The sequence below is a fragment of the Streptomyces sp. NPDC059917 genome, from assembly GCF_042730635.1.
Classification (GTDB): domain Bacteria; phylum Actinomycetota; class Actinomycetes; order Streptomycetales; family Streptomycetaceae; genus Streptomyces.
Genome location: NZ_JBHWLC010000020.1, coordinates 99700 through 126647 on the forward strand (window position 1 = coordinate 99700; position 26948 = coordinate 126647).

The 26948-nt window shown below is 71.9% G+C and carries 18 protein-coding genes and 1 pseudogene; 2 read left to right on the forward strand and 17 right to left on the reverse strand.

The features are described 5' to 3' along the window. Positions 1–26: 26 nt before the first annotated feature. From ACFWAR_RS14795 to ACFWAR_RS14845, 11 genes are all read right to left on the reverse strand, one after another. Positions 27–2006, reverse strand: a complete 1980-nt coding sequence (locus ACFWAR_RS14795; RefSeq protein WP_385776894.1) for a putative baseplate assembly protein — start codon at positions 2004–2006, stop codon at positions 27–29. Further along, on the reverse strand, positions 1993–2442 hold the full coding sequence (locus ACFWAR_RS14800; protein WP_385776896.1) for a GPW/gp25 family protein: 450 nt from the start codon (positions 2440–2442) through the stop codon (positions 1993–1995). The genes ACFWAR_RS14795 and ACFWAR_RS14800 overlap by 14 nt, the downstream gene beginning before the upstream one ends. Positions 2443–2647: 205 nt before the next feature. After that, positions 2648–4432, reverse strand: coding sequence for a VgrG-related protein (locus ACFWAR_RS14805; RefSeq protein WP_385776899.1), 1785 nt, complete (start codon positions 4430–4432; stop codon positions 2648–2650). Positions 4433–4517: 85 nt separating this feature from the next. Continuing rightward, positions 4518–4742, reverse strand: coding sequence for a LysM peptidoglycan-binding domain-containing protein (locus tag ACFWAR_RS14810; protein WP_385776902.1), 225 nt, complete (start codon positions 4740–4742; stop codon positions 4518–4520). After that, positions 4739–5245: a hypothetical protein gene (locus ACFWAR_RS14815; protein WP_385776904.1), complete on the reverse strand. Its 507-nt coding sequence runs from the start codon at positions 5243–5245 to the stop codon at positions 4739–4741. Before ACFWAR_RS14815 ends, ACFWAR_RS14810 begins: the two co-directional genes overlap by 4 nt. A 10-nt stretch (positions 5246–5255) precedes the next feature. Continuing rightward, the gene (locus ACFWAR_RS14820; RefSeq protein WP_385776907.1) at positions 5256–5720 is read right to left on the reverse strand and encodes a phage tail protein; all 465 of its coding nucleotides are present in this window, start codon (positions 5718–5720) and stop codon (positions 5256–5258) included. Next, positions 5720–10300, reverse strand: a complete 4581-nt coding sequence (locus tag ACFWAR_RS14825) for a hypothetical protein (protein WP_385776909.1) — start codon at positions 10298–10300, stop codon at positions 5720–5722. Before ACFWAR_RS14825 ends, ACFWAR_RS14820 begins: the two co-directional genes overlap by 1 nt. A 3-nt stretch (positions 10301–10303) precedes the next feature. Then, entirely contained in the window at positions 10304–10465 is a 162-nt protein-coding gene (locus tag ACFWAR_RS14830; RefSeq protein ID WP_385776911.1) for a DUF6760 family protein, read from the reverse strand. Further along, complete coding sequence (locus ACFWAR_RS14835; RefSeq protein ID WP_385776913.1) at positions 10462–10749, reverse strand: hypothetical protein; 288 nt, start codon at positions 10747–10749, stop codon at positions 10462–10464. Before ACFWAR_RS14835 ends, ACFWAR_RS14830 begins: the two co-directional genes overlap by 4 nt. Positions 10750–10937: 188 nt before the next feature. Then, on the reverse strand, positions 10938–11339 hold the full coding sequence (locus ACFWAR_RS14840; RefSeq protein WP_385776914.1) for a hypothetical protein: 402 nt from the start codon (positions 11337–11339) through the stop codon (positions 10938–10940). 53 nt (positions 11340–11392) lie between these two features. Beyond that, positions 11393–13018, reverse strand: a complete 1626-nt coding sequence (locus tag ACFWAR_RS14845; protein WP_385776916.1) for a phage tail sheath family protein — start codon at positions 13016–13018, stop codon at positions 11393–11395. Between the two features lie 453 nt (positions 13019–13471). On the opposite strand from ACFWAR_RS14845, the pseudogene ACFWAR_RS14850 reads away from it, so the two are divergent. Beyond that, positions 13472–15649: pseudogene (locus tag ACFWAR_RS14850) on the forward strand (ATP-dependent Clp protease ATP-binding subunit); the annotation flags it as partial. 25 nt (positions 15650–15674) lie between these two features. Here the strand turns inward: ACFWAR_RS14850 and ACFWAR_RS14855 are convergent. The 4 genes from ACFWAR_RS14855 to ACFWAR_RS14870 form a co-directional block, all read right to left on the reverse strand. After that, positions 15675–17300 carry a hypothetical protein gene (locus ACFWAR_RS14855; RefSeq protein WP_385776918.1) on the reverse strand — a complete coding sequence of 542 codons (1626 nt, stop codon included), beginning with the start codon at positions 17298–17300 and terminating at the stop codon, positions 15675–15677. A 375-nt stretch (positions 17301–17675) separates the two neighbouring features. After that, entirely contained in the window at positions 17676–18434 is a 759-nt protein-coding gene (locus tag ACFWAR_RS14860) for a lytic polysaccharide monooxygenase (protein ID WP_385776920.1), read from the reverse strand. A gap of 73 nt (positions 18435–18507) precedes the next feature. Continuing rightward, entirely contained in the window at positions 18508–19878 is a 1371-nt protein-coding gene (locus ACFWAR_RS14865; RefSeq protein ID WP_385776922.1) for a fibronectin type III domain-containing protein, read from the reverse strand. 176 nt (positions 19879–20054) lie between these two features. After that, positions 20055–20216 (reverse strand): hypothetical protein, encoded by a 162-nt coding sequence (locus ACFWAR_RS14870; protein WP_385776925.1) that lies wholly within the window; start codon positions 20214–20216, stop codon positions 20055–20057. Between the two features lie 468 nt (positions 20217–20684). Between ACFWAR_RS14870 and lepB the strand changes: the two genes are divergently transcribed. Beyond that, positions 20685–21251, forward strand: coding sequence for a signal peptidase I (gene lepB, locus ACFWAR_RS14875; protein ID WP_385776928.1), 567 nt, complete (start codon positions 20685–20687; stop codon positions 21249–21251). 39 nt (positions 21252–21290) lie between these two features. Here lepB and ACFWAR_RS14880 read toward each other — a convergent pair whose 3' ends face one another. Further along, the gene (locus tag ACFWAR_RS14880; protein WP_385776930.1) at positions 21291–24632 is read right to left on the reverse strand and encodes an alpha/beta hydrolase; all 3342 of its coding nucleotides are present in this window, start codon (positions 24630–24632) and stop codon (positions 21291–21293) included. A gap of 233 nt (positions 24633–24865) precedes the next feature. Further along, complete coding sequence (locus ACFWAR_RS14885; protein WP_385776932.1) at positions 24866–26890, reverse strand: ATP-binding protein; 2025 nt, start codon at positions 26888–26890, stop codon at positions 24866–24868. Positions 26891–26948 lie beyond the last annotated feature (58 nt).

The window sequence follows — 26948 nt, forward strand, 5'->3', positions numbered from 1 at the left end:
GTGTTCGGTCCCCTCCCTTGCTTCGGCTAGCGGGCGTTCTTCACGGCGACCTGGTGGCGGAAGGAGAGGAAGAGCGTCGCGGGGCCGATCTCGATCCGGTCGGACGCCGGCATCCGCTCTCCCGTGCCGATGTCGGCGGGGTACATCTCCAGCTTCACCACCGACTCGACGTCCTCGCAGCGCGCGGCCACCGCGTACAGGTCGCTCAGCCGCAGCGCGCGGCCGAGCGGCCAGCCCGACCGGCTGCCCGCGCCGGAGCTGCTGCCCTCGGGGCCCGTCGTGGCGGGCAGCGGGCTCAGGCACTCGTAGAGCGAGCGCAGCACCCGCTCCTTGACCTCGGTCCGGTCCGCACCCTTGGCCGCCTCCACCTCGGCGACCACCGTCACGCCCTGGTAGGCGGGCCCGCTGACGGACACCAGCACGCCCAGCGGCCGGGCCGCCTCCACGGCGCGCGCGGCGGCGGCGAGCATGGGCTCCGGGGGCACCAGCTCGCGCCAGCTGTCCTCCTCGCGCACGTCCCGTACCCGGGGAACGAGCAACACCCGTACCAGGCCCGCGCGTTCGGAGCCCTCCGGCTCGGCCACGCACTCGACGCGGCCCGCGTCCCGGCAGGCCGCCTTCGCGATCGCCTCGTAGTCCTTCGCGGTCACGGCCCGGTCCTGGGTGCGCAGCCAGTGTCCGGCGCGCTGCTTGAGGCCCTCCACCGATTCCACGTCCACGCCGCCGGTCGCGGGGATCCGGTTCTCCACCCGGGACACCAGCGAGACCGGTGTGCGCAGCACGGTCAGCGTGGACGCCGCGACGTTGCCGCTGCGGCCGCCGCCGCGCCGGTAGCCGCCCGCGGTGACGCGGGCGCCGATCTCGGGCACGGCCCCGTACTGGCGCACCGTGCCGTCCGGCTGGCGCACGGCCGGACCGAAGCGCACGGTGCCGCTCACCTCGTCGACGGTCACGTGCCGGTCGCGCGGCCCGGACTCGGCGAAGGAGGGCACCGCCTTCCACACCCGGCGGCCCGCCGAGGTCTCCACCGCCACCGCGCGCAGCGATCCGGCGACCACCGGAGTGCGGTGCACGGTGAAGGACTGTCCGGGAGTGCCGTCGGAGACGCCCAGTTCGTCGCGCGGGACGCCCTCGCCCTCCACCGCACCGGTCGTCCCGCCCACGGTGTAGGCCTCCAGGGCCGACACCTTCGGGGAGGAGGAGTACGGCGGCTGGCCGGGGCCCGCCTCGACGATCCGGCAGCGCAGCCAGCCCGCCTTGCGGCGCCCGAGGAGCGAGGCGGTGTGTCCGTCGGGCAGGTGCAGCACGATGTCACCCGGCCGGTTGAGACCGCCGGTGCCGTCGCTCTCCACCTCGCAGGGGACCCAGCCCTCCCCGCACCACGCCTCCCACACCCGCGGCGGGCGCCGCGGGTCCACGCCGACGCCGTCCATCCGGCAGTCCACGCGCAGCGTCACGGTGCAGCGCGGGGCCGCGTTGTCCAGGCCCACGAGCAGGGCGTCGCCCGGGACGGGCGGTGTGGAGAAGCAGGTGACGGGCTCCCCCGACAGGAACCGCTCGGTCACCAGCTCGGGCGGCTGCCCGGCCCCCGCGGACCCGATGTGGGTCAGAGCGGTGGGGACGATCGTGAGCTCGCGGTCCGCGGTGAACACCCGCGCCGGGGTACTGCCGGTCCGTACGCTCGCCACCTCCGTCCCGGCCTCGATGACGACCGCCGCCGACTGCGGTGCGGAAAGGGTGAACGTCAGCTCCGTCGTGGCTGCTTGAGGGGCCGTCAGTTGCATGCCGAGCAGGTCGAGGAAGCCGAGCTGGACCTTGTCGGGTATCCGGTTGACCCGGTACGAGAGCTGGTCGACCATCTGCGCGAAGGCCTCGACCAGCGCCACACCGGGGTCGGACACGTTGTGGTCGGTCCACTCGGGGCAGCGGCGCTGGATGAAGCGCATCGCGTCGTCGACGAGGTCCTCGAAGCGGCGGTCGTCGAGGTGGGGGCTAGGCAGAGACATCGCTGTCCCTCCTCTGTGGCTCGGTCTGCTGACCCGCGGTGTCACGCGTGGGGATCAGGTAGAAGGGGTGGACCAGGTTGTGGGGGTTGTTCGTCCCGGCGAGGTGGTAGGTGATGTGGATCTCGACCACTTCCTGCTGGTGCGCGATCCGCACCACGGACACGTCGTCCACGACGATCCGCGGCTCCCACCGCTCCAGCGCCCTGCTCACCTCTTGCCCGAGCGCGGCGCACGTGGAGGAGTTGAACGAGGCGAAGACGTAGTCGCGGACCGCACAGCCGAACTCCGGTCGCATGGGCCGCTCGCCCGGCTCGGTGTTCAGGATCAGCCGGACGGACTGCTCGACGTCCGTGGGACCGGCCGCCATGGCGATCCCGCCGGAGGGGCTCACGCCCAGGGGGAAGGACCAGCCGCGGCCGAGGAAGGGGTTGGTCACGGCTCAGCCACCGGCCTTCGGGCCGGAGGCGGGCGACGACCCGGGGTCGCCCGTGCGGACTGCTGCGGACACGGAGTCCTCTCCCTTCGGGAAACGGAACAGGGACGGGGCCGGGGCCGGTGGCGCCCGGCCGCGCGGGCGGGCGGGGCCGGGGACCTGGGCCCGGCGGTATGCGGAGCGGGGGTGTGGCGAGCGGCACCGGACATCAGTTGATCTTGACCATCGGGGCCTTGAGCTCCGCCATGAGGGAACCCTTGAGCTCAACGTTGGTGCCTTGCACCTTGAGCAGCGATTTCGAGCTCATGTCGACGTTCGCCGCCTGGATCGAAAGCTTTCCCTTGGCGTCGATGTCCACCGCGTTGCCGGACAGCTTGAGCGGCCCCGTACCGGCGTCCACGGACACCCCCTTGGCCCCCTTGATCTCGACCTTCCCCTTGCTGTCGACCGAGATGAGGGTCTTGCTCGCGTCGAGCTGGATCTTCAGGTCGCCCCCGTCGCCGGTGATCAGGGTGGCTCCCATGCCGCGGCCGTTCTTGTCGATGAGCTCCAGCCGGTGGCCGTCCTTCGAGGCGAAGGTCCGGATGTTCGTCCGTCCCTTGCCGCCCCGACCGCCGTCGACGAGCGGCATCGTGTGGTCGACCTTGTCGATCGGGTCGTCAACGGCCCCGACCACGAGAGGACTGTCCAGGCAGCCCTGCTCGAAGACGACCGCGACGACGTCGCCCACTTCCGGCAGGACCACACCGTGGCCGAGGCTGCCGCTCAACTGCACGGTCTCGGCCCAGGTGGTCTCGTACGTCTCGTCCAGGCAGTCCAGCTTCACGCGCACCCGGCCGCGCTTCTTCGGATCGTTGATGTCGACGACCTTGCCCCGCACGAACCCCGGGATGCGACGCAGCCCCTCCTCCGCGTTGCCGGGCTGTCCGACCACCAGACGGTCGGTGTCCTCGTCAACGGTCAACTCGGTCCGGTAGCCCTGGACCGGGTGGAAGTGGTGGCGCACCTTGGTCACGGTGAACTGCCCCTCGAACTGCTTGCCGAGGCCCTTCAACTTCACCGCGGAGCGCAGCCGCAGCGTGGGCTCCCCCTGGGTCACGGCGTGCAGCCGCATCAGCCCCGCCCCCACCTCTTCGGCCATGCTCTCGGCCACGGCGGCGGCCTCTCCGCGCGTCGCGCGGGGCAGGCCCGTCAGCACCATGGGCGCGTAGTGGGCTGCGGAATCCTTGGCCTGCCGCCCCCACGCCCCGGGCCCGGAGGGCTTCTGCTCGGACGTGACCGGCTCCTTCTTCTCCCGGTCCCAGCCGCGCACCTCCACCTTCGGAACCTGGTGGGCCAGCGACGCGGCCGTCTGCACGCTGATCAGGTTGTCCCCGAACTGGAGGACCGCAGCCGCACCGGCTCCGGCCGGCACCCGCTTCTTGAAGTGCAACTTCCCGGCGCGGACGTACAGATCGCGTCCGTTCTCCCGGGCCAGGTGGCCGAGGAAGTCCCAGTCGCACATGCCGGGCTGGCTGAGGTACTCGTACGGGAACGAGGTGTCCTCGACCTCCAGCGCGTTCACCCCGGCCCGCCTGGCGACCGCTTTGACGATCTCCCCCGCCGTCCTGCCCTCGTAGGCGGCCGTCCGTCGGCCCAGCCGCAGCCGGTGGGAGAGGTCCCGCGCCCGGATCACGGTCAGCAGGCCCCCGGTGTGCCCGGCCGGGCCCGAGGTGTCGGCGGAGGCCCTGGCCTCGCACTCGGTGACCTCGCCGTCGAAGAGGGGCACGGGACCCGAAGCCGCGATCGCGACCACTTCGATCCGGCTGCCCAGCTCGATGCCGGACTCCTTGAACAGCGACGCGTTGCGCGGGTCGCGGAAGCCGATCTCGGCCTTCGCCGAGGTGCGCCCGTCCTCCTCCACGGAGACCCATGCCAGGGTGTTGGCGATCTCGGGCAGGATGGACGCGTTGTCCACCATGATGTCCAGCCCGGCGGTGTGACGCCCGGTCATGTGCCTGTCCTTACGTGGGGGGAGTGACGGATACGGAAGTGGCGGATGCGCGGGGCGCGCACTGCGCTCGGGACGCGCCGCGGCCTCAGTACTCGGCGGGGCCCGGCAGCAGGAGCGTGCGCCCCGGTCGCAGCTTGGACGGATCGTCGATCCCGTTCAGTTCGGCGATGCGCCGCCAGTCGGCGGCGCGGCCGCTGTGCCGCGCGGCGATCGACTGCAAGGAGTCGCCGCGCACCACCACGCAGACGCGCCGGGCCGACGGCGATCCCGGAGCCCTGGTGAACTGTGGATCCGTCAGATGTCCCGTCATACGCCGACCTCCTCCATGACGAGCTCGCACTGCGCCCGCAGGACACGGCCGTCCTCGGAAAATCGGGTGTACTGCACCGAAACCTTCTTCAGGACCATCCAGAAGGTGACCGACGAGACCTCTCCCCAGCCGAGCTCGAGCCAGGGCGGTGAGGACTCGTTGGCATCCAGCGCAGCCCGGTTGGGCTCGCACCAGGCGAGGAGGGTCTTGATCTCCTGGTCGACGACCGCGGAGTTCGTGGGGCCCTCTTCCTTGGCCCGCCTGTTGGCAGGCTCCTCCAACACCACCGGCATCGTCAGGACCTTCGGCTGACTGCCGAGGAACTCCGGCACGGACGCGTGCGGCGCCAGCCGGGCGGAGTGCCGCGCCCACTGGGTCTCCTTGACGAGAGTCAGGTGGGTGGGGTTGTAACGGAACGTCAGGCGGTCCAGCTCATCCTTCTTGCCGGGCTTCTCCAGCTTCCCGATGGGCGGTTTGTACGCGGTCAGAACGGCCTTCTCCATCGTGTCCTCCTCAGTCGGTCTTCGGCTTCTTCGGCACGAACTTGAAGCCGCGGTGGACGAATTCGATCTCTTCGCCGGCTATGAGGACGCTGTCCGTGCTCAGCGTCGGTCCCCGCCAGGCGACCGGTACGAGGTCGTAGAACTCGATCACGAACATCGGAGAATTCGGGTCTTCGGAGTAGACGGAGACCTGACCCGTGCGGGGTGTGGGGTTCTTCATGTTGTCGATGACCCACTGGCACATGGCCGGTGTGTCCTCATCGCTCGGGCGGGAGAGCACGAGGGGCTTGTACTTCATGCGCGTGGGCAGATAGTGCGAGGACTCGTTGTCGCCACCCGCGTGGAGTTCATCGCCCTCCATCCACAAGGAAAGGCCGTCGAGCCCGGTGAACCGCCAGACGGGGTCCTCGGTCTTCGCGTCCGGGAACGTCAGGGCGAAACTTCCGGACGACGCGAGCTTGAGAGTGCCTGCCACTACTTTGCCTCCTCGTTGAAATCGGTGATGCCCGGCGGAATGCCCCATACGACGGACGACGCGGCCCGCACGGGCGCCGGGGGCTCTCCCGCCGGTCCGCCGCCGGCCCCGTACGAGGGTTCCTGCGCCACCGGTGGAGCGATCGGTCGGAAGACGGCCTGCCCGCCGGTCGATCGCGGCCGCCACGACGGGCCCGGTCCGGAGATCGGCTCGAACACGGCCCGCCCGTCGGCGGATCGGGACGGCGGTTGTGGCGGTGGGGCGGCTCCCCGCGTGCCGGTGACCGGCCGGACCGGGGCCCTGTCAGGGGCCTCCGTGAGCGGATCCGGCGCAAGATCCCGGGCCGAGCCCCGGTGCTCGGTCGGCCTCGTGACAGGGGCCGTTCGCGTCGCTGCTCCGGGGGCCGCCATCGCTCCCGGAAGCGGCCGGGGCGGCTCGGGAAGCCCCGCAGGGTCGAAGGGCGCGAGGGCCCACGAGTGCGGCAGGGCTTCGTCTGCCGCCGACGGGAACCGAAGGCGGGCGGAGGGGGCCGGGGCCACCCGGAACGCTGCGGGTGCGGTGCCGGTCACCGGAACGGGCGTCCCGGTGGGGTGCCCCGGAAGGTCCTGCCGGAGCACATGCGCGGGCACAGTGGTCGTACCGGTGGGCCGGTGGGCACGGAAGCCGTGGGGGGCGGTGCGGGTCGAGGTCGGGGCGCTCGTCGCGGCGAAGCGGAGCGGGACCGCCTCGGACGTGGCCGTGCCCGTGGCCGTGCCCGTGCTTGTGCTCGTACTCGGGGTGGAGGATGCCCGGCTGCGCTGGCCGGGCGGCCGCGAAGGGGCCGACGGCCCGGTCCCGGCACCGGTCCCGGACCGCTCGCGCGGGGCCGTGTCCGGCTCGGCCTCGGTCTTGGCCTCGGTCTTCTCCTGCGGTGCCGGATGCGACGCCCGGTGCGGGTGCTCCGGCTGGTCGGACGGGGCGGACGGGGCGGTGGTCGTCGCCGTACCGGTGGACCGACCGCGCGCGTCGCCCTCGACCGAAGCCCGGTCACGGGTCCCGTGTCCGGCCGGGGTCGAGCCCTCCGGAACTCCGGCGGCTCCGTGCCCGACGGCATCGGGTGCGGTGCCGGGGTGCACCGGACGGTCGCTCGTCACGGCGGACCGGGCACGCGGTGCCTCGTCCCCCCGGGCCCGGGCCTGCTCGGTGCGGCTCGTGGCACCGCCCTCCCGGCCGCGCGACGCGTTCCCCTCCACGGACACCGGACGGTGCGGTGCGGTCGGCGGCGCGGCCTCGGTGACGGCCTGGTGCTGCGGAACGGCCCCGGCGTCTCCCCGAGCCGCCGGGAAGGCCGCGTCCCGCACAGGTGTGGCGGACGGTGCGGGCCCGCTTTCGGCCCCTGTGCGCTCCGTGGACTCGGCGGGGAGGGACGCGGTGGCCCCGCGGCGGTGTGGCGCGGGCGGAGCGGACCGCTCGGCGGGCTCGGCGGGCTCGGCGGCGCCGAGTACGACCGTGTTGCCCTCAGGCGTGGTGGCGGCGAGCAGTGCCGGGGACACGTCGGCAGCGGGAAGCGGTGTACGAAGGTCGCGGAAGCCGAAGGAATCGCGAGCTCGCGGCTCCTCCTCGGCCGCTGCCCGGTCGGGCCCACTCGTTCCGTGCTCCGGCGCCCGGCCGTCGTACACGCCGGTGCGGGACGGGCGGTCCTGCGCGGCCTGCGTCGCCGTGCTGCCGGTGCGGGACGGGCGGTCCTGCGCGGCCTGCGTCCCCGTGATGCCGGTGACGGCCGCAGCGGTTGCCGGGGCGTCACCGGAACGGTGCGGGACCGGCTTCGTCACGGCCTCGGAGCCGGAGGGTGCGTCCGCCACGCCGGACCGGCGGGTCGGGCCGGGGGCGATGGGCTGCTCTGCGGCCAGGGGGCCGCTGACCGTGGCGGTAGGGGGCTCGGGCGCACGGTCCGGCCCGGGACCGGCCTCGGGGGTGGAGGGGGCGTCCGCCGCGACGGGTCGGTCGGCGGCCAGAGGGCCGTCGGCCATGGCGGTACGGGGCTCGGGCGCACGGTACGGCGTCGATACGGTCCCGGGGCTGACCGCTCGCTGCGCGAACGTGAGGCCGTGAGCCGCCTCGATCTCAGCCGTGACGGTAGGGGGCTCCGGCCTACGGCCCGGCCTGGGACCGGCCTCGGGGGTGAAGGGAGCGTCCGCCGCGACGGGTCGGTCTGCGGCCAAGGGGCCGTTGGCCTCGGGGGTACGCGGCTCGGGCGCACGGTCCGGCATCGATTCGGCCCCGGGGCTGACCGCTCGCTGCGCGAACGTGGGGCCGTGAGCCGCCTCGATCTCAGCCGTGACGGTAGGCGGCTCCGGCCTACGGCCCGGCCTGGGACCGGCCTCGGGGGTGGAGGGGGCGTCCGCCGCGACGGGCTGTTCTGCGGCCAGGGGGCCGCTGGCCATGGCGGTACGCGGCTCGGGCGCACGGTCCGGCCCGGGACCGGCCTCGGGGGTGGAGGGGGCGTTCGTTGTGACGGGTCGGTCTGCGGCCAGGGGGCCGTTGGCCTCGGGGGTACGGGTCCCGGGCTCGGGCTTGCGGTCCGGCTGGGGCCCGGCTTCCGTGCGCGCCCGGAGGGGCGCCGGAGCGGTTGTCGGTGATGTCGTGCGCGGTGCCTCGCCGGGGATTTCGGCATGCGGCGGCGCCGGACGGGGCGAGGGAGCCGGGGCGCCCTCGGTACGGGTCTCGGCCCGGCGGGGTACCAACGGACCCGGCACCGGGGAACGGGGGTCCGCCTCGACACCGGTCCCCATGCGGAGCGCGGCCTGCGGTGCGGGGTCGTCGGGGATCCGGTCGGATGTCCGTGCCGGGGTGGTGTCCTCGACCGGTGTGCTGAGGTCGGTGCCCGCCCCGGAGAGCCGCTCGGGCTCCGCACTCGCGGCCGACACAGGGGTCGAGCGGGCAGCCTCGTCGACCCCGCCGTCCGGGGTCGGTTCCGGAACGGCGGAGTGGGTGGTCGAAGCCGTCACGGGTGCCACGGCGTTGCCCGGCCGCGCGACCGCGGTGCCGTCCGTCGTCGTCCGGGGCGGCCGGCTCTGCGAAGCAACCGTGCCGGGTCGGGGAGCCCGGTCGCCGACGGGCATCGGATCGGACGCTCCGCCCGGGGCAGCGCCCGTACCCGTATCCGCGCCGGTGTCCCGCTGTGCCCCCACGACGGAGGACGGCCCGGTGGTCGCCCGGGTCGGCGCGTGGGGGGAGGCGGTGTCCTCGGGCGCGCGGTGCGCCGTACCGCGAAGGCGTCGCCGCACGGCCGTCCCGGTCAGCGAGAGCCGGCGGAAGGAGCGGAGCCACTGCGGGTGGCCACGGTCGGCCGTCTCGGCCGACACCTCCTCGACCCCGCTGTACGTGGCCGACCGGCCGACGGGCGCCGACGCGGGCGCGAGTACGGCCTCGGGCAGGGCCACGGGGTCGGCCGCGACGGTGTCCGCTGTCCGCGTCGTACGGCGGGTCTCCCCGGTGGGCACGACCGCGGGTACGACCCGGGCCGCGGCGGGCTCGGCGGCCTCCCGCTGCGACGGCTCCGGCTGCGCGGACACCCGGGCGGCGGAAAGCTCGGGACCGGGGGGCGGCGTGGCCGGGGCGCCGGTGGCGGGTACGGAGACGGCACCGGCGGGTGCCGGGCGGGGCGCGCCCGTGCCGTACCGCCCCGTGGTGGCTCCGAGTTCGGCCGGTACGTGTTCGGTGGGTGCGCCGGTAGCGGGGGCGGGGCGTGCGGATCGCCTCGCGACGGGCGGTGCCGTGCGCGGATCCTGCGCACCGGCCGCTGTCCGGGAGGGCCGCGCCGTGTGTGCCGCTTCCCCGTGGGCGGTGCCCGGTGCGGGGTCCGTACCGGTGCCGGGCCCCGGCACGGGAGCGGGAGCGGGACGGCGTACGGGGGCGGGCCGTGCCGACGTCGTGGCACGCGCGTGCGCCGGGGTCGGCTCCGAGGGCGGGGTGTCCGGCGCGCCGCCGACCCGGTCCGGACGCGATGCCGACACCGGCTGCGGGCGGTGCGGGTCGGGCCCGTCACCCGGGTCCTGCCGACCCGCCGTACGAGCCGCGTCCCCAACGACCCGCCGGACGCGCAGGGCGGCACGGGACGCGGCCCACGCCTGCCCGAGACGACCGGACAACGGGAGCCGCGGCGCCGCTCCTTGACCGGTGGCCGCGGTGGCCGCGGTGGCCGCAGCCGACGGCTCCTGATCAGGCGTCACATGGGGTGCCGCCGGGCTGGCTTCCACGCCGGGGACGGTCAGGTCGGCGACCGGCGACCGCCAGTGGAACGGCGCCACGGCACGCCGGGTCGGGGCGCCCACCGCGAACTGCCACGCGGGCCCGTCCAGATCGAACCGGAAGACCAGCGGGGCTTCGACGTCGACCCGTGTGACCAGCGCGCCCATGATCCTGTGGTCCCGGCTCGTCACCGGCAGGTGGCCCGCTCGCCACCCGTCGGTGACGAGCCGGACGGGCGTGCCGATCAGGCGGACGGGCTGCGGCAGGACCACCGGCACCCTGCGAGCCGACTCCACGTCCCCGGCCGTGGAAGACAGCGTGGCGCCGGTGTCTCCGGTGGTCGGACGCATGGGCTATTTCCTGTCGTCGAGAAGCTGATTGATGTCCGCGATGCTCTGGATGTACGCACGCCGCTGGACGTGGTCCATGTCGAGGATTTCGCTGTGGGACCAATGGAAGTGGTAAGCGATGTACGCGATCTCGGAACGCAGGTCCGCCGCCGCGTACACCTTCATCCCCCCAGGCGGCTCCCCATGTCCACATCGAATTCGTGCTGACAGTTCGGACATGTGGTCGACGCGATCGGAGTGCCGTCCACGTTGATCTTTTCGTAGAATTTCTGCAGAAAAGCCAGGTCGACCGCGTAGAGACCCCCCACCACTTCCGGGTCGATCTCCTCGACCGTGCCCAGGCGGGTGATTATCTTGCTGAGGAGGACCACCGAGATGTAGGCGGGGTTCTGCCTGACCCGGACGTCGGACAGCGAAGTGAGCTCGTCGCGCGCGGTTGCGAGCCGCATGACACCCGCCCTGTGCGTCTTCCCGCGCTGGTCCACGTACCCACGGGGAAGAACGAACGGGAATGCGGTCGGATCCGCCGCGGGGGGAACCTGACCCCCCGCAGCGACCGATCCGCTCGGAGGCGCGAGCGAAGAGGCAGCCGGTCCACCTTCGGAAACAGAACTGCCCTCCGGCAGGCGCCCCCTTCTCACTTCGGCGGAACCGGAACGACGGTGAGCTTGACGGTGCCGCCACCGCTCTCGTTCTTCGAGAGGCCGGTCACGTGCACCTGCTCGTAGGTGACCTCGGTCTGTACCGCACCGTTCTTGACCTGCTTGAGCGTGCCATTGCCCGGCTCCACCTTGGGGAGCAGCTTCTGCAGGCCGGGAAACGTCTTGGCCTCGGGGTCAGTGAATTCGAGCTCGATCTCGTGGGTCTTCGGCTTGAAGACCTTGTGGGTCTCCAGCGCGAGGACACCACTGGGGTTTCGCACCTCCTTGCTGATCACTTCATATTCCGGCATGGGCATATTGAAGCTGTCGTTCTGCACGATGGAAGAAAGCGTGACTCCATCGAACGTGCCGGTGTAGCCATATCCAGGGTCGGACATTGTTCTCTCTTTCTAGATCTATCTGGGTACGGAATTTCGATGTCGGGCGAGGATCAGGCTTCGCCCGACATCGAATCCTGGGCGATCCGGAATACGACGAACTCGGCCGGCTTGACCGGTGCGACACCGATCTCGCAGACGACCCGGCCCGCGTCGATGACCTCGGGCGGGTTGGTGCTCTCGTCGCACCGGACGTAGAAGGCCTCACCCGGCGTCGAGCCGAAGAGGGCACCGTCGCGCCATTCGTTCGTGAGGAACGCGGAGATGTTGCGGCGGATCTTGGACCAGAGGTGCTCGTCGTTGGGCTCGAAGACGGCCCACTGCGAGCCCAGGTAGATCGACTCCTCCAGGTAGTTGAAGAGGCGTCGGACGTTCAGGTAGCGCCAGGCCGGGTCGCTGGAGAGCGTGCGGGCGCCCCAGATGCGGATGCCGCGGCCCGGGAAGCTGCGGATGCAGTTGATGCCCGCCGGGTTCAGCTGCTCCTGCTCGCCCTTCGTGACCTGGATGCCGAGGTCGAGCGCACCGCGCAGCACCTCGTTGGCCGGGGCCTTGTGGACCCCGCGCTCCTCGTCGTTGCGGGCCCACAGACCGGCGACGTGGCCCGACGGCGGCATGAGGAAGCCCTCGCCCGTGGACGGGTCGGCGACCTGGATCCAGGGGTAGTAGAGCGCGGCGTACTTCGAGTCGAAGCCCGCCTCGTTCTGCCGCCAGTCGTGGACCTCGGTGGGGCCCATGTCCGGGAGCGGGTCGAGGATGGCCATGCGGTTGGCCATGTTCTCGCAGTGGTTGATCATGGCCATCTGGATGGCCTTGACCTGCTCGCGGCTGACGTTGCCCGCCTGGTAGGCGGCCATCAGGTCCGGGGCCATGACCATGGTGATGTCGTCGATGGCCTCCAGGCCGGACAGGCCGGAGCGGTCGTTGACCTTGCCGACGTACTTGCCGACGACGTCCTTGGCCACGACCTGGCCGCCCGCGGCCTCGCCCTTCGGGGCGCCCGGGAGGGCGAGCGAGGAGGAGTCGGGCAGGGCGAGCGCCGTGCCGGTGGATGCCGGGGCCTCCTCCACCATGACGTACTGGGAGCGCTCCTTGACCTGCGTCACCACGTAGGCCGGGGAGGCCTTGTCGGCGCTGACGTCGAAGGACTCGGTGGCGGAGCCGTCCACCTTCACGGTGAAGGTGAAGGTGTCGCCCTCGGGAGCGGCGTCGCCGTCCTTGCCGCCCGCCTTCGCCTTGTCGGCGGTGGTGGCGCCGGCGGCCGGGCGCTTGGCCTTCGGGTCGACCGGCTTCTTCTGCACGTCGACGGAGATGTCGCGGCCCGCGGCGACCGGGAGCGCGGCGACGCGGAAGCCGCCGAGCACCTGGGTCGGTGCGGCGCCGACGGACTGGGCGCCGCCCTCCACCGCGTCCTTGCCGGACCCGCCGACGCGGACGACGTAGCAGGTGCCGCCGCCGTTGGTGAAGTAGCCGTAGACGGAGTGCGCGAGGTAGGAACCCTCGATGAACTCGCCGAAGGTCTTGGTGAACTGACCCCAGTTGGTGATGCGGACCGGCTCGTTCAGCGGGCCCTGCTCGGCGAATCCGACGAAGGCCGCTACTGACGTTCCGACGCCCTCCACGGGACGCGAACCGCCGACGGATTCTTCAACGAATACGCCAGGGGCCAGGTAGGTTGCCATCCAGCACTCCTTCTTGGTGAGTTGTCCCGAGGGTTGTTCCTGGGGCGAGGGCGAATCCTGGGCGGAGCGCACTTTCCGTCGCGGGGGAATGGAAAGGGCTGCTCGTTCTCCGGGGCCGGATGCGGCGGTTGATATGCCGTACCGCCTGGCCATCGCCGGTTTCGAGTCCGTGGATTCTGTTCAGGATCATGGCCAACGGTTCGACGCCGTGTCAAACGAAAGCAATAGATAGGGCAGTTCGCCGGGCATTTGTCATCGGAGGTCTGCGGCGGATCAACCTTTGACCTACGGGGAAGGGTTTGCCGGGCCGAATTCTGTTGAATTGGCGACGATCAACCAGCGGGGCCAGGGAGTCAACTTTCTCCTTTCCCACGGGCCCTTCGGATCTCGGACACTGGACCCACCTGTGGTCGCGCGCGGCCGGGCACGGGAGACGACCCATGTGAGGAGAACCGGCGAGTGAGCACTCCCGACTCGGAGGTCCAGTGCGAGGCGCTGGAGAAGTTCGGCACCGACTTCACGGCGGCGGCCCGTGACGGCAAGCTGGATCCGGTGATCGGCCGGGACCAGGAGATCCGCCGGGTGGTGCAGGTGCTCTCCCGCCGCACGAAGAACAACCCGGTGCTGATCGGCGAGCCCGGCGTGGGCAAGACGGCCGTGGTCGAGGGCCTCGCGCAGCGCATCGTCAAAGGTGATGTCCCGGAGTCCCTCAAGAACAAGCGGCTGATCTCGCTCGATCTGGGCGCGATGATCGCGGGCGCCAAGTTCCGCGGCGAGTTCGAGGAACGCATGAAGGCGGTCCTGGCGGAGATCAAGGCCGCCGACGGGCAGATCGTCACCTTCATCGACGAGCTGCACACCGTGGTGGGCGCCGGCGCCATCGGGGATTCCGCCATGGACGCGGGCAACATGCTCAAGCCGATGCTGGCCCGCGGCGAATTGCACATGGTCGGCGCGACCACGCTGGACGAGTACCGCGAGCGGATCGAGAAGGATCCCGCACTGGAGCGGCGTTTCCAGCAGGTCCTCGTCCCGGAGCCCTCGGTGGACGACGCCGTGGCGATCCTGCGCGGGCTCAAGGGGCGTTACGAGGCGCACCACAAGGTGGTCATCAACGACAGCGCGCTGGTGGCGGCGGCGACGCTCTCGGACCGGTACATCACCTCGCGCTTCCTCCCGGACAAGGCGATCGACCTGGTCGACGAGGCCGCGTCGCGACTGCGGATGGAGATCGACTCCTCGCCGGTCGAGATCGACGAGCTCCAGCGCTCCGTGGACCGGCTGCGGATGGAGGAGCTGGCGCTCAAGAACGAGTCCGACCCCGCCTCGCGGGAACGGCTGGTCAAGCTCCGCAAGGACCTGGCGGACAAGGACGAGGAGCTGCGCGGGCTGAACGCGCGCTGGGAGAAGGAGAAGCGCTCCCTGAACCGGGTCGGCGAGTTGAAGGAGCGCCTGGACGAGCTGCGCGGCCAGGCCGAACGGGCCCAGCGCGACGGCGACTTCGACACCGCGTCCCGGCTGCTCTACGCCGAGATACCCGCCCTGGAGGAGGAGGTCGAGGTCGCGGCCGAAGCCGAGCACGAGGCCGCCCTGTTGCGCGACCCCGCCGACCAGATGGTCAAGGAGGAGGTCGGTCCGGACGACATCGCGGACGTGGTGGGCGCCTGGACCGGGATCCCGGCCGGGCGGCTGCTGGAGGGCGAGACGCAGAAGCTGCTGCGGATGGAGGAGGAGCTGGGCCGTCGCCTGATCGGGCAGGGCGCGGCCGTCCGCGCCGTGTCGGACGCCGTGCGCCGCACGCGGGCCGGGATCGCGGACCCGGACCGACCGACGGGCTCGTTCCTCTTCCTGGGGCCGACGGGCGTGGGCAAGACGGAGCTGGCGAAGGCGCTCGCGGACTTCCTCTTCGACGACGAGCGGGCCATGATCCGCATCGACATGTCCGAGTACGGCGAGAAGCACAGCGTGGCCCGCCTCGTCGGCGCCCCGCCCGGGTACGTCGGCTACGAGGAGGGCGGCCAGCTGACCGAGGCCGCGCGTCGGCGCCCGTACAGCGTGGTGCTCCTCGACGAGGTCGAGAAGGCCCACCCCGAGGTCTTCGACGTGCTGCTCCAGGTCCTGGACGACGGGCGGCTCACGGACGGTCAGGGGCGGACGGTGGACTTCCGCAACACCATCTTGATCCTGACCTCGAACCTGGGCAGTCAGCACCTGATGGACCCGGCGACCAGTGCCGGGGACAAGAGGGCGCGGGTGCTGGAGGCGGTCCGCGGCTCGTTCAGGCCGGAGTTCCTGAACCGCCTCGACGACCAGGTGGTCTTCTCGGCGCTGACCGAGGACGAGCTCGCGCACATCGCCGAGCTCCAGATCGCCGGCCTCGCCGGGCGCCTGGCCGACCGCCGCCTGACCCTGGACGTGACCCCGGCGGCCCTGGCCTGGCTCGCCGAGAACGGCAACGACCCCGCCTACGGCGCCCGCCCGCTGCGCCGTCTGATCCAGACCGCGATCGGCGACCGGCTCGCCAGGGAGATCCTCTCCGGCGACGTCCGCGACGGCGACACCGTACGTGTCGATGCCGACGACGACCGCCTGTCGATGGGCGTGGGCGTGCGCGATACACCGCAGGAGTGAGCCTGCGCGGCGCGGCCGGCCCGGCTCAGGCCGGGGCGGTCACGCGGACCAGGGCGGCGTAGGCCGGGGAGTGCTGGAGCACGATCTGGCGGTCGAGCGCCGCGAGGACCGACACGGCTTCGGCCACCAGCGCCTTCCCGGTGGCGAGCGTCTTGCGGCCCTCGCCGTCTTCCCCGCCCCGCCGGTCCTTCCCGGACCGTTGCAGCTCCTCGATCCCGCGGCGCAGGCCCTCCAGCGTGTCGGCCACGGCCTCGCGCCGCGCCTCCAGGTAACCGGTGCCGTGGTCGTGCACCGCCTTGAGCATGCTCCGCGCGTCGGGGATCGTGTCGATCTCGCGGACCATGGCGGCCAGTGCGTCGCGGCCGGGGCCGGGCCGCGTGAGCGCGAGCTTGGGCTCCAGGAGTCCGCGGAGCTTGGCCAGTTGGGACGCGGTCAGGCCCAGCAGGGCCGGTACCGAGGTGTTGGTCCGACCGGTGGTGGGGCGGATCAGGCCGTAGGCGAGGAGCACCCTCATCACCTCGATGTCCTGGGCGCGGCGCGTGACCAGGTCCTCGGCCGCCTGCAACCGGCGGATGCCCTTCCTGCCGTAGACGCACCCCCGGCGCAGCCACTTGTCGAGGCCCGTGTGCTTGGCCCGCTCGATCGCCGCCTCCTGCGCCCGCATGCCATCCAGGTAGGCCACGGCGCCCCCGGCGCGGGCCGCGCCCATGACGGCCAGGTGCTCCACGACGAGTGCGCGCGACTGCCCGGAAAGGGGCTCGTCGCCCGTGCCCGACCCGGCGAGCAGGTCGGCGAGCCGCTCCTCGTCCGCACCCCACAGCCCGGCCTCGAAGGAGAGCGCGGCCGCGCGCCGTTCGGCTTCGGCCGCCCGGGCCGCGGCCTGCCGTTCTTCCTCGGCCGCCCGGGCCGCGTCCGCGGCCGCCTTCGCGAGCCATGCCTCGACCGAGTTGGTGACGGCCGTGACGTTCCGCGTCCGGGCCATGAGGTCCTTGAAGTGGAAGGGGTCGCGCCACACGGCGCCCGCCGTCGGCGCGGCCTTGAGCAGGCGGTGCGCCGTGGTGACCGCTTCGGGAGCGAACCGGCTGAGATCGGGCACCGGATCGCCGGTGTCGACGGCGGCCCGCGCGACGTCCGCGACCGGTTTGGCCTTCAGGTAGGCGAGTTCGGCGTCGCTCAGGACATGGGTGCGTCCGACCGCGGCGCGGAGGTTCCTGGCGCCGTCGGTCTTCTGCGCCACCTCCCTCTTGCGCCGGGCCCGCAGTGCGCGGGTGTCCCGCGAATGGGCCCAGAGGGGCAGCCGCTCCCGCAGGGTCTTGTCCGCGTCCCGGTGCGCGGCCTCCCGCGCGAGCTGGTCGGCGTAGCTCCGCGCGGAGACCCGGAAGGCGCCGAGGTCCTCCCACTGCACGGCCGCGTCCAGCAGCGCGCCCTGCTGCCACATGGCCTCGGGGAAGGTGCCCCCGCGCGGCCGTGGTCCCAGAGCGAGCATCAGCGCGACGGTGGGGGGATCGACGTGCTCCGGCTTCCCTCCCCAGTCCTCCCGGGCGAGACGTCCCAGGACCCTATGGTCCTGGGCCTCCGTCACACGGTCGGGTCCGGCGGCGCGCTCGCGCCGTCGTCCGGCGGGCTGTTGGGCATCGAGGTGTTCTGCCATGGACCACGTCTCCTGATTCCACATGTCCGTTGAACCGGGGCCCGACCACCGGGCCGCTCTCACCAGGGGAGGCTGTCCGCACCGGCCCGATGGGCCTCCGGGACGGCGCCGGGATCCCGTACGTTCCGGGCATGTGTCTCCCTGGGGTCCAGCGGAGTCCACGAATCCGCTTCGCGAAGATCATCTACCCGGGAGGCGTCGAGCGGCAGGGGCGAAGGTCCTGCCGGTATCGAGCCCGAGGGGGGCCGCGGGGCCCTTCGTACGGAGACGGAACGCGAAACAGCCCGCGACCGGAGTCGCGGGCTGCCGTGACGGCGGACGGCCGGGGAGCGGTGAACGGCCACCCCGGGGAACCCGGGAGCCCTCCCCCTCGGCTCACTTGAAATCGACGTCCGAGCACGAGTAGAAGGCCTCCGAACTCTGCACGGACCCGTCGGGCTTCTTCAGCCCGTGCCAGATCGTGTAGATCAGGTGCTCGCCCTTCTTCTGCGGCAGTTGCGCGCGGAACGTGAACTCCTTGCCGTTGTTCGGCTTCGCGGTGGCCGCGGTGTTGTCGGCGCTCAGGAACGGGGTGGGCTCCAGGTCGTCCCACTTGAGCGGCTTCTTCGGGTCGTAGCCGTCCTTGGTGACGTACATCTCCATGCGGTACGGGTTGTGCAGCGCGCTGATGTCGTACTTCAGCGCGTACTCCGCGCCGCTGGGCAGATCCGTCGACGGGAAGTCGCTCCGGGGCAGGTCCAGCCCCGCGAACTCGGGCTTGTTGGCGCTGCACAGCTTGCCGTCCGGGATCACCCCGCGGTGCTGCGGTGAGGAGGTCGGCGTCGAGTGGTCCATGGCCTGGCCCTGGACGATCGACTGCCAGTCGCCGAGCTGGCCCGTACTGACGCCCTTCGCGGCCCCGCAGGCCGAGTTCTTCGGGCTCCAACCGTCCTTGGAGCAGGCGACGGACCGGCTGACCGGGTCGCCGGTGGCCCCGTGCGCGGCAGCGGGGGTGACGGCGGCGGCCGTCACCGCCAGTGCGAGGACGGCGGCCCCGGCGGCGGAGCCGACCACCGTACCGCGGGACCGGACGGCACCGCGCGGGGCGGGGCGGGTGGGAGGGGTGGACGGAGTGGAAGGGGCGGTGCTGGTCATGTGGGGGCTCCTCGGGCCGGTGGGGCCGGTACGGGCTCGGTGGGGAAGGGGAGACGGAGCGGGGAAGGCCGGGTCAGCCGCCGGTCGTGACGGTCTTCTCCTGCGAGAAGCCGCTCCAGGTGCCGTCCGCGAGCTTCGCCCGGATCTTCACCTTGAAGGTCCTGCCCGGCTGGGCACCGACCGCGACCTCCCGCTGCGCGGTGCCGGACGGGATCGGCAGCACGGCGTCGCCCGTGCCCCACATGAAGGTCTGCGCGAGCTTGCCGTCGATGTGGACCTGGTAGGTGCCGACGGTGCCCTGCCCCTGCGGGACGGACCAGGCGAGGTCGAGGTAGTGCTCCTTGACGCCGCCGTTCTGCTTGCTGCTCGCCGAGGCCGTCAGGTCGCCGGGCGCGTGCCCGCCGCCGCCCCCGCCGTCGCCCTTCCCGGTGCGTACGCGGATCTCGTCGGTGGGGGCGGACTCCTTGCCCGCGGAGTTCACCGCGGTGACCTTGAACGCGTACTCCTTGTCCGCGAGCAGTCCTTGCGCCGCGGCCTTGGTGGCGGAGCCGTCCACGTCGAGGACCTTCTTCCCGTCCTGGTAGACGCGGTAGCCGCGCACCCCGTCCGCCGAGCCGTCGCCGTCCTTGCCGGGCTGCCAGGCCAGGTCCACCTGGTGGGGGCCGTTCGCCTTGCCTTCGAGCTTCTTGGGCGGGGTCGGCGCCGGACGGTCCGGGTCCGGGGCCTTCTCCGTACGGAGCGGTATCTCCTTACTGAAGGGGGAACCGCCCGCCTGGCTGACGGCGCGAACCTTGTAGCGGTAGGTGGTCTCCGGGGTGAGCTTCTCGATGTTGGTCATCGTGATGTCGCCGTCCACGGTCTTGACGAGCTTGCCGTCCTGGAAGACCTCGTACTTCTCGATCTTCGAGCCGAAGCCGGTGGACGGCTTCCACATCACGTGGACCGTCTGGTGGTCGATGACGCGGGAGCCCATGTCCTGGGGGGCCGTGGGCTTGTCGCGGTCGTGCGCGCCGCCGTCCGAGCCGTTGACCGTGCAGCCGGTGATCTCCGGGATCGCCTCGCCCCCCGGGTTGATGCCGACGAGCACCACGCGCTCGCCCCGGGCCGGGACGCCGCCCTGGCCCTTCTTGGGCGTCACGGTGACCTTCCTGCCGGTCTGCTTCAGCTCGTACGTCCCCGGGTCGTTGATGGTGGCGAGGCCCCGCGAGACCTCGAACTCCAGCTTCCAGTCCTTGGCCTCGTCCGTGCCCGGGTTGCTGAGGGCCATCCGGCCCGACGCCCACCACTTCGAGCCTCCCTCGGCGACCCCGCAGGTCGTGCGCAGCTGATCGCCCGTGTCCGTACCGGCGTTGGCCGCGATGGGGACGGCCAGGGCGCCGAGGCCGAGGACGACGGCAGCGCTGGTGAGGACAACTCGCTTGCGGGACTGGGGCTTTCGGGACATCGAGACCTCGCGTCGGGACGTGTGGTGGCGTGCGGGGGGGGGAGGGGATGTCATTGACCATAGGGCCGCAAACCGACCAAGAGACCATAAAGCCGTGGTTGGGGGGATTTCTTATGGGCTTGTTAAGGACGCGCTCAGGCGGTCTTAGAACAGGGGCAGTCGGCGCCCCGCGCCCCTCAGCCGTTGCCCAGGCGGGCGCACCACACCATGACGACGAGCAGGGCCAGGAGGACCACCAACTGCCGCCCGGGGTTGGGCAGCCGCCGGGAGCCCCGGCCACCGCGCGGGGCGGGGGCGGGGCTCCGATGGCTCGCGCGACGGCGGGCGTGGTCGGCCATGGTCCTCCTTCGCGGCCCTGATCACCCAGCGCCCACCCGCGCCGGCTTCCACCGGATGGGAACCGCGTTTCTATTCGTTCGCAACAGACGGCGCCGAAGCCGCATGAAATGGCGGTTCGACCGCTCCCCCTCGACGAGATCACTCGCGTGACGCCCACACCGAGAATGACCCACAATTGGCGATTTCCCAAAGTCCGCCGCCGGACACGTGTGCGATCTCCCTGTGCCGGAGCGGTAGGGTAATCGCGTCGAAAGGTCGAGTGGACATGAAGAATCCCCGTCGGGTCCATGGGTAGCAGAGGTCGGCGCAGGAATTCCGGTCGGCCCACGGGGCGCCCTGCGGGGCGGCGGATCGACGGGCGCGACGCACGCCGCCGGATCCGCAGGAAGATCTCCGCGCGCAGACGCCGTTCGCTCGTCCTCGAGGCTCTGGTCCTGCTGTGCACCGGGCTGCTCATCGCCCTGGGCGTGAAGACGTTCCTCGTCCAGACCTTCTCGATTCCCTCCGCATCGATGCAGCACACCCTGGAGATCGGCGACGTCGTTCTCGTCGACAAGTTGACGCCGTGGTTCGCCGCCGAACCCGCTCGAGGCGAAGTGGTGGTCTTCCGGGATCCCGGCGACTGGGTACCGCCAGAGGAAACGGCACGGGATTCCGGTGCGGTAAAGCTCTTCGGCGAGAGTCTCGCATTTCTCGGATTGCGTCCACCGAGCAATGGCCGGCACGTCATCAAACGGGTCATCGCGGTCGGCGGAGACGTCGTCGAATGCAAGAGCGGCGGCCCGGTCACGGTAAACGGCCACGCGTTGGACGAGCCGTACCTCCATCCGATGAACAGGCCGTGCGGCGACAAGCCGTTCGGCCCCCTGACGGTCCCCCGGGGCCGCATCTGGGTCATGGGGGACCATCGGGAGCGCTCTGCGGACTCCCGCTACCACCTGGGCGACGAGGGGCAGGGCACGGTGTCGCAGGAGGACGTCATCGGGCGTGCCTTCGTCATCGCCTGGCCCTTCGGCCGATGGGGCCGGCTCTGACCCGTGGCCGCGGAGGGGCCCGCGGCCACGGGTGCGCGGTCAGCTGCCGGCCAGCCGGAAGTCCACCTCCAGAACCCCGCCGGTGCCCTGCCGCGGGACGTTCAGGATGTGGCCGTTCTTCGGGCCCGTGACGGTCGTCTTCACTCCTCCTCGGTAGCCCACCTTCAGTCGCATGCCGGCGGGCAGCGTGCAGGCGTAGTCGCCCCCGGTGCTACCGGGTATGTACGAGAACTCGATGTCGCCGAGCCGACCGCTCGGCAGACGCCGGGCGGACAGGGTCGCGGTGACGCCGGCGCCGCCCGGGGGGACCTGGACGACGGTGTTCAGATCGAGGCCGGGCACCAGGTTGGACACGCTGCCGTAGGGCTCGGTCCTTCCCATTTCGATCCTCTTCTGCCAGGTGGCATTGGCGACGGTCGGATACGACTCCAGGATCGTGTCCGTGGTGAACCGGATGTTGTGGGACCCCGCGTACTGCGCCAGGTCGGGGCCCTGGAACGGCGCGGGACGCTGCGGAGCCGGCTCGAGCACCGGTGCGGACGGGCGGACTTCGGGCTGCGTCCGGGTCTGCGGCGCGGGGCCCCGACGCCGCTTCTGCACCTCGTCCGAGTCCCAGATGCCGTTGGCGACCCGTACCGCGATGTCACGGACGTGGAACTCGTAGGTGTAGGTCGAGAGTCGGACGGTGGCCGGGGGAACGACCTGGTAGCGGTTCTTCTCCGTCTGGGTCTTGGCGTTCAGATAGCTCCACTGGGTCTCCGCCCAGCTCACGAAGCTGACCAGCAGGGCGTCCATGTCCGCGAAGTTGCCCTTCTGGAAGGCCCTGCCGGCCCAGGCCGCGGGAAGGGCGGCCAGCATCGAGACGATGTGCCCCTTGTTCTTCTTCGTCAGGTACTTCTGGATGGCGCGCTGACGCGCTTCGGGGAAGTACCGCATGGCGGCGACCGCCACCAACTGCTCGTCGAGGACCCGCTCGTGGTACACGGGGAGGGTCATCGGGGTGATGTCCTGGAAGACTCCGCCGGTCAGCGTCTTCAGCTTGCCCATGAACCACTCACGGGTGCTCTGCGCACCCTCCTCCGCGAAGGCGAACGGCTGTTGCGACGCCTGCTGCTGGCGGTTGTCCGACGCCGTCTTGGCCTCGTCCTGGGCCCGCTTGACCTTGTTGGTGACGCTCTTCATCTCCTCGACGAGGCTCTTGAGCTCCCTGCCCTCCGTCGAGTGCGGGTCGGTGATCGCCAGCAAGTGGTCGTAGGCGTCGGGGACCTGGTACAGGGACATCATGAACTTGAGGTAGGTGCGGTAGGTCTCCGCGCGCCCGCTGGTGGTCCCGCTGTTCAGGTTCGCGTCGAACCACGCACGCCATTTGATGCACGTGTAGGCGATGGGCTCGGTGAGCATCTCGACGGCCTCGTAGACCGACCCCGAGACCCGGTTGAGCGCGTAGGTGAGGAGGGGGGCTCCGGGCACGTCCTGGATCACGGACTGGATGCTGCTGAGATCGCTCTGCTTGAGGTGCCCCTCGGCCTTCAACTCCCGGAAGCTCTTCGCGCCGACCTCGTTGTAGAAGTCCTCGGGGCCGAAGCCGTCGCTCTTGCCGGTCTTCTTCTGGAGGCTCTCCACCAGCTTGGTGTTGGCCTCGAACGCCGGGTCCAGGGCGAGGGCGGCCAGGTAGATGAAGAAGTCCGGACCGGGCCGCAGGGCCTTGGCGGTCGACTTGAACTGCGCCGGGTTCGGGTGCTTCATCAGGTCGAGGACCGCCTTGCCCTTGTCCTTCAGGTCCTGCACCGAGGCCGGCGCGTCGTGGGCGCCGAATTCGGTGCTCGGATAGCTGAGGTAGGCGGCGACGGGACCGGCCCAGGTCGGGGTGTCGGAGCGCTCGGGACCGGATCCGTACTGCGAGGGCAGCGACGGGCCGTAGTAGCTCGCGATGTCGCTCATGAGCTTCTGCCCGGCCCGCATGGTGCCGGCCTCGCCGCGGGGGCGCTCGCCCAGGGCCTGCCCGTAGGGCACGGCCCAGAAGCTGGCGGGGACCCGGTTCACCTGCATGTGGGCCTGGAAGAGGTTCTCCATCAGCTCCGAGGACATCTTCGCCGCCTGGTCGCCGTTGCCCGTCATGAACTGCCAGGCCATGAGATGGCGCCGATTGCGGCTCTTGGCATCCCCCTCGGCCGGTGCGGGCCCGTCGGGCGCCGGCTTGTCGAGGTACGGGGAGACCCACCTGTGGCCGGCGAGGGCGCCGTCGCGGGGGGCCGTCAAGGTGATCTCGTCCTGTTTGTCGACCACGACGCGCGAGAGGTTGGCGAGGGATTCGCTGCCCTTGTCGTAGTAGCTCTGGTGGGAGGTGAAGGCGAAGGGGTTGATGTCCTTGGCCACGGTCCAGTGGTACTTGACCTTCATCCGGTGGACCGGGTACTTCTCCGCGTACCTCCGGTGCGTGGGGTCGCTGCCGAAGCGGCTGAGCCAGCTGACCGGGTCGCTGGGGGTCGAAGCGGAGTAGATCTGGGAGCCACCGAGGTGGTTGGCGCGCAACCCGCTGCCGGGGCTGCCGAGGTGGGCCTGTTTGGGGATGAGGGGCTTGCCCTCGTAGTCGTTCCCGGCGCCCGCTCCGGCGTGACCGGTGACCACGCTTCCGTAGCTCAGCCCGCTGACCGTCAGCGAGGGCATCGTCGGCAGGTGACGCCGCGCGCGGGTGGCGCTCTTGCTCCAGTGCCCGCGCCAGCGGTCCAGATCGCGCAGGAGGAGCCGCGCGCCCTTCGCGGCCGGCCTCTCGTACACGACCTTGAGGAGTCCCGGGGCCTTGTAGCCGACCCAGGCGACGACCGCGACCCGGGCGCCGGGCGCCGTCTCCACGCACTGCTCGCGCAGGTTGTTCGCCCTGCGGACCAGCTCGGCGAGGGTGTCGAGGGAGCTGCCCATGCCCGGTACCAGCACGGCCACGTGGTCGGCGGCCTCGATGTTGCCCACGGCCACGGCCGCACGCCCGATGCCCTTCTTGAAGCCCCCTTCGTAGATCAGGAGCGAGGCGTTCTTGTTCTCCTTGTCCTCCAGGACCTCCTTGACGATCTGGGCGTTCCTCCGGACCGGCTTCTCCTTGGCCGTCGCGTCCCGCTTGACCTGCATGCGGTTCTTCTCGTCGTCCACCAGGAACTTGTTCTCCTGCGCGTCCGCGGGAATCGGCGTGGCGTCGGGGTCCGGTGGCGCGGTGGGGGGTGCGTAAACAGCGATGGCCGTGGGGCCCCCGGTGGCCGTGGGGCCCGCGCCCCCCGCGGGGCCCGCGCCCCCGCCCTGCGCGTTCTGCGGGCCGTCCAGGAGCCAGTTCGGGATCCATCGCGAGTCGGTGGGGTCCCAGTCCGGGCCGGGCTGAGTGCTCGGCAGCACGGTCGACACCGGGGCGGGCGGGGCCCCTTGCCACGTCCTTCCGGGCACCGGCTTGCGTTCAAGGCCACCCATGTCGCTCACGACGAACTCTCTTTCACCACAGCGCGTACCGACCGCGGTGCTGCGGACGGAGTTGGGCAGGAACACCCCCACCCCCGTCTCCACCCAACCAGCGCCCCGGTGGGCGGCCGGTCCCCCAAGGACGACGCCGCCGCGCAAAGGAGGACAGCTCGTCAGCGGGGGCGGCTGAAGAGGCGGCCGAGCTTGGTGTACTCCGTCTGGATGCCGGCGAGGAGGTCCTCGCCGGTCACGCGTCGGCCCGCCGCCACCGCTTCGAAGGCCGCGCTCTCCACGCAGGCGCGGATGCTGCCACCGGCCAGGTCGTAGGCCTGGGCCAGGGCGTCGACGGGGAGGTCCGCGGGGGCGGCGTCGCCGAGGAGGCCGCGCCACAGCTGGGCGCGGACGTCGGGGCCGGGGCTCTCGAAGTGGACGACCTCGTCGAAGCGGCGGGTGAAGGCGGAGTCGATGTTGGAGCGGAGGTTGGTGGTGAGGATCGCGAGGCCGTTGAAGGCTTCGAGGCGTTGCAGGAGGTAGCCGCTCTGCATGTTGGCGTGCCGGTCGTTGGACCCCTTGACCTCGCCGCGCTTGGCGAACATCGAGTCGGCCTCGTCGAAGAGGACGACGGCCTCCAGGGTCTCGGCCGCGGAGAAGACCCGTTCGAGGTTCTTCTCCGTCTCACCGATGTACTTGGAGACGATCGACGGCAGGCTGATGACGTACAGGTCCAGGCCCAGCTCGTGCGCCAGCGCCTCGGCCGCCATGGTCTTGCCGGTGCCGGACTCCCCCGCGAAGAGGGCCGCGGTGCCGCGGCCGCGGCCGCCGCCCCGGCGCATGCCCCAGTCCTGGAAGACCTCCTCGCGGTGGCGCACCCGGGCGACCAGCATGTCGAGGCGGTGCCGTACGGCGTCGGGCAGCACCAGGTCCTGCCAGCCGACGACGGGCTCGATGTGCCGTGCCAGGGAGCCGAGTTCGGCGGCCGATCGGAGCCGGGCGGCGGCCCGCACCTCGGGCATCGCGGGGGTCTGCGCGCGCAGGGCGCCGGCCCGGTGGACGCGTTCCACGGCCGCGGAGGCGGCGGCGCCGAGCTGGTCGCGCGGCGCGCGGGCCGCGGCGGAGCGCAGGTCGCTCTCGACGGGCAGCGGGGCGTCCCACTCGTAGGCGGACCAGGGCTGCGCGCCGTAGAGCAGCAGGAGCGGCGGGGCCTCGTCGAGCCGGGTGGCCAGCTGGCGCAGCAGGTCGACGCGCTCGGGCGTGGCGGTGCCGGGCGGCGGCACCGGGAGCAGGACGGCGGCCCCCAGCAACCGGGCCTCCAGCGCGGCCTGTTCGGCGAGCCGGGCGGGCGGGAGGTCGGTGGTGGCGAGGGCGTCCGGGTCGAGGAGCAGGGGTACGAGCCCCAGCGCGGCCAGCGCCTCGCGGGCCGCGGGGAGGGCTTCGCCGCGGATGCCCTGGCGCAGGTACCGGGTGCGGCCCGGGTCGGCGTCGAGCGCGAAGTGCGGTGCGGCGGTGGCTCCGGGGTCGGCCTCGTGGGCGGCCGGGGCGTGCGGGGGCAGGGGCCGCAGCCAGGGGACGCCGCCCGCCCCGGGGCCGCCCGCGCGACCGGCGAGGAAGTCGACCAGGCGGCCGGGGACGCGGAGCAGCCGGTCGGGGAAGGCGGCGGTGGGGTCCTCGTAGGCCACCAGTCCGGCGGTGAGCAGCGTCGAGCCGGGCCGCAGCAGTCCGGTGCCGAGGGCGTCGGTCACCGTGATGCCGTGGGCGGAGAGGGCCACCGAGACGGTGGGGCGGGAGGAGGGCAGCCCGGTCAGGAAGCGGAAGGCACTGCCGCAGACCGGGTTGAGCTCCGGGAGCAGGCAGGTGAGCAGGACGTCCGTCTCGCGCTCGGAGAGGCCGAACTCGGTGACGAGTCGGGCCAGTCGGTCGCCGCGGTGGCCCAGCTCCGCCAGCCGCCCGGTGTCGGGCCACGCGGTGGCGGAGCGCGCGCGACGCCGACCGCCGCCGGAGCCGTCGGAGCCGTCGAGGTCCATCGGCGCGTCCGGGCCCCCGTCCGGGCCCTCGTCCAGGCCCTCGTCCTCGTCCTCCTCGGCGGTCGGGAAGCCGGACTCGTGGCGCATGTAGAGCCGGCGCAGCCGCTCCTCCGCGACGTCGAGGCGCTCCGCGAAGAGGGACCCGGGCGTGGAGGCGGGTGTGGACGTCGACGTCATGCGGGGGTGTTTCCTTCGCTGCGCGGGGGCGCGGCCCGCGGGGCGGTGGGAGTACCGC

Bases quoted from the DNA above. Each gene is read 5' to 3' on its own strand.
- ACFWAR_RS14810 (WP_385776902.1), bottom strand. From the start codon at position 4,742: ATGACGGGACATCTGACGGATCCACAGTTCACCAGGGCTCCGGGATCG.
- ACFWAR_RS14860 (WP_385776920.1), bottom strand. From the start codon at position 18,434: ATGACCAGCACCGCCCCTTCCACTCCGTCCACCCCTCCCACCCGCCCC.
- ACFWAR_RS14830 (WP_385776911.1), bottom strand. From the start codon at position 10,465: ATGAAGGTGTACGCGGCGGCGGACCTGCGTTCCGAGATCGCGTACATC.
- ACFWAR_RS14795 (WP_385776894.1), bottom strand. From the start codon at position 2,006: ATGTCTCTGCCTAGCCCCCACCTCGACGACCGCCGCTTCGAGGACCTC.
- ACFWAR_RS14845 (WP_385776916.1), bottom strand. From the start codon at position 13,018: ATGGCAACCTACCTGGCCCCTGGCGTATTCGTTGAAGAATCCGTCGGC.
- ACFWAR_RS14815 (WP_385776904.1), bottom strand. From the start codon at position 5,245: ATGGAGAAGGCCGTTCTGACCGCGTACAAACCGCCCATCGGGAAGCTG.
- ACFWAR_RS14835 (WP_385776913.1), bottom strand. From the start codon at position 10,749: ATGCGGCTCGCAACCGCGCGCGACGAGCTCACTTCGCTGTCCGACGTC.
- ACFWAR_RS14805 (WP_385776899.1), bottom strand. From the start codon at position 4,432: ATGACCGGGCGTCACACCGCCGGGCTGGACATCATGGTGGACAACGCG.
- ACFWAR_RS14885 (WP_385776932.1), bottom strand. From the start codon at position 26,890: ATGACGTCGACGTCCACACCCGCCTCCACGCCCGGGTCCCTCTTCGCG.
- ACFWAR_RS14840 (WP_385776914.1), bottom strand. From the start codon at position 11,339: ATGTCCGACCCTGGATATGGCTACACCGGCACGTTCGATGGAGTCACG.
- ACFWAR_RS14865 (WP_385776922.1), bottom strand. From the start codon at position 19,878: ATGTCCCGAAAGCCCCAGTCCCGCAAGCGAGTTGTCCTCACCAGCGCT.
- ACFWAR_RS14870 (WP_385776925.1), bottom strand. From the start codon at position 20,216: ATGGCCGACCACGCCCGCCGTCGCGCGAGCCATCGGAGCCCCGCCCCC.
- ACFWAR_RS14855 (WP_385776918.1), bottom strand. From the start codon at position 17,300: ATGGCAGAACACCTCGATGCCCAACAGCCCGCCGGACGACGGCGCGAG.
- ACFWAR_RS14825 (WP_385776909.1), bottom strand. From the start codon at position 10,300: ATGCGTCCGACCACCGGAGACACCGGCGCCACGCTGTCTTCCACGGCC.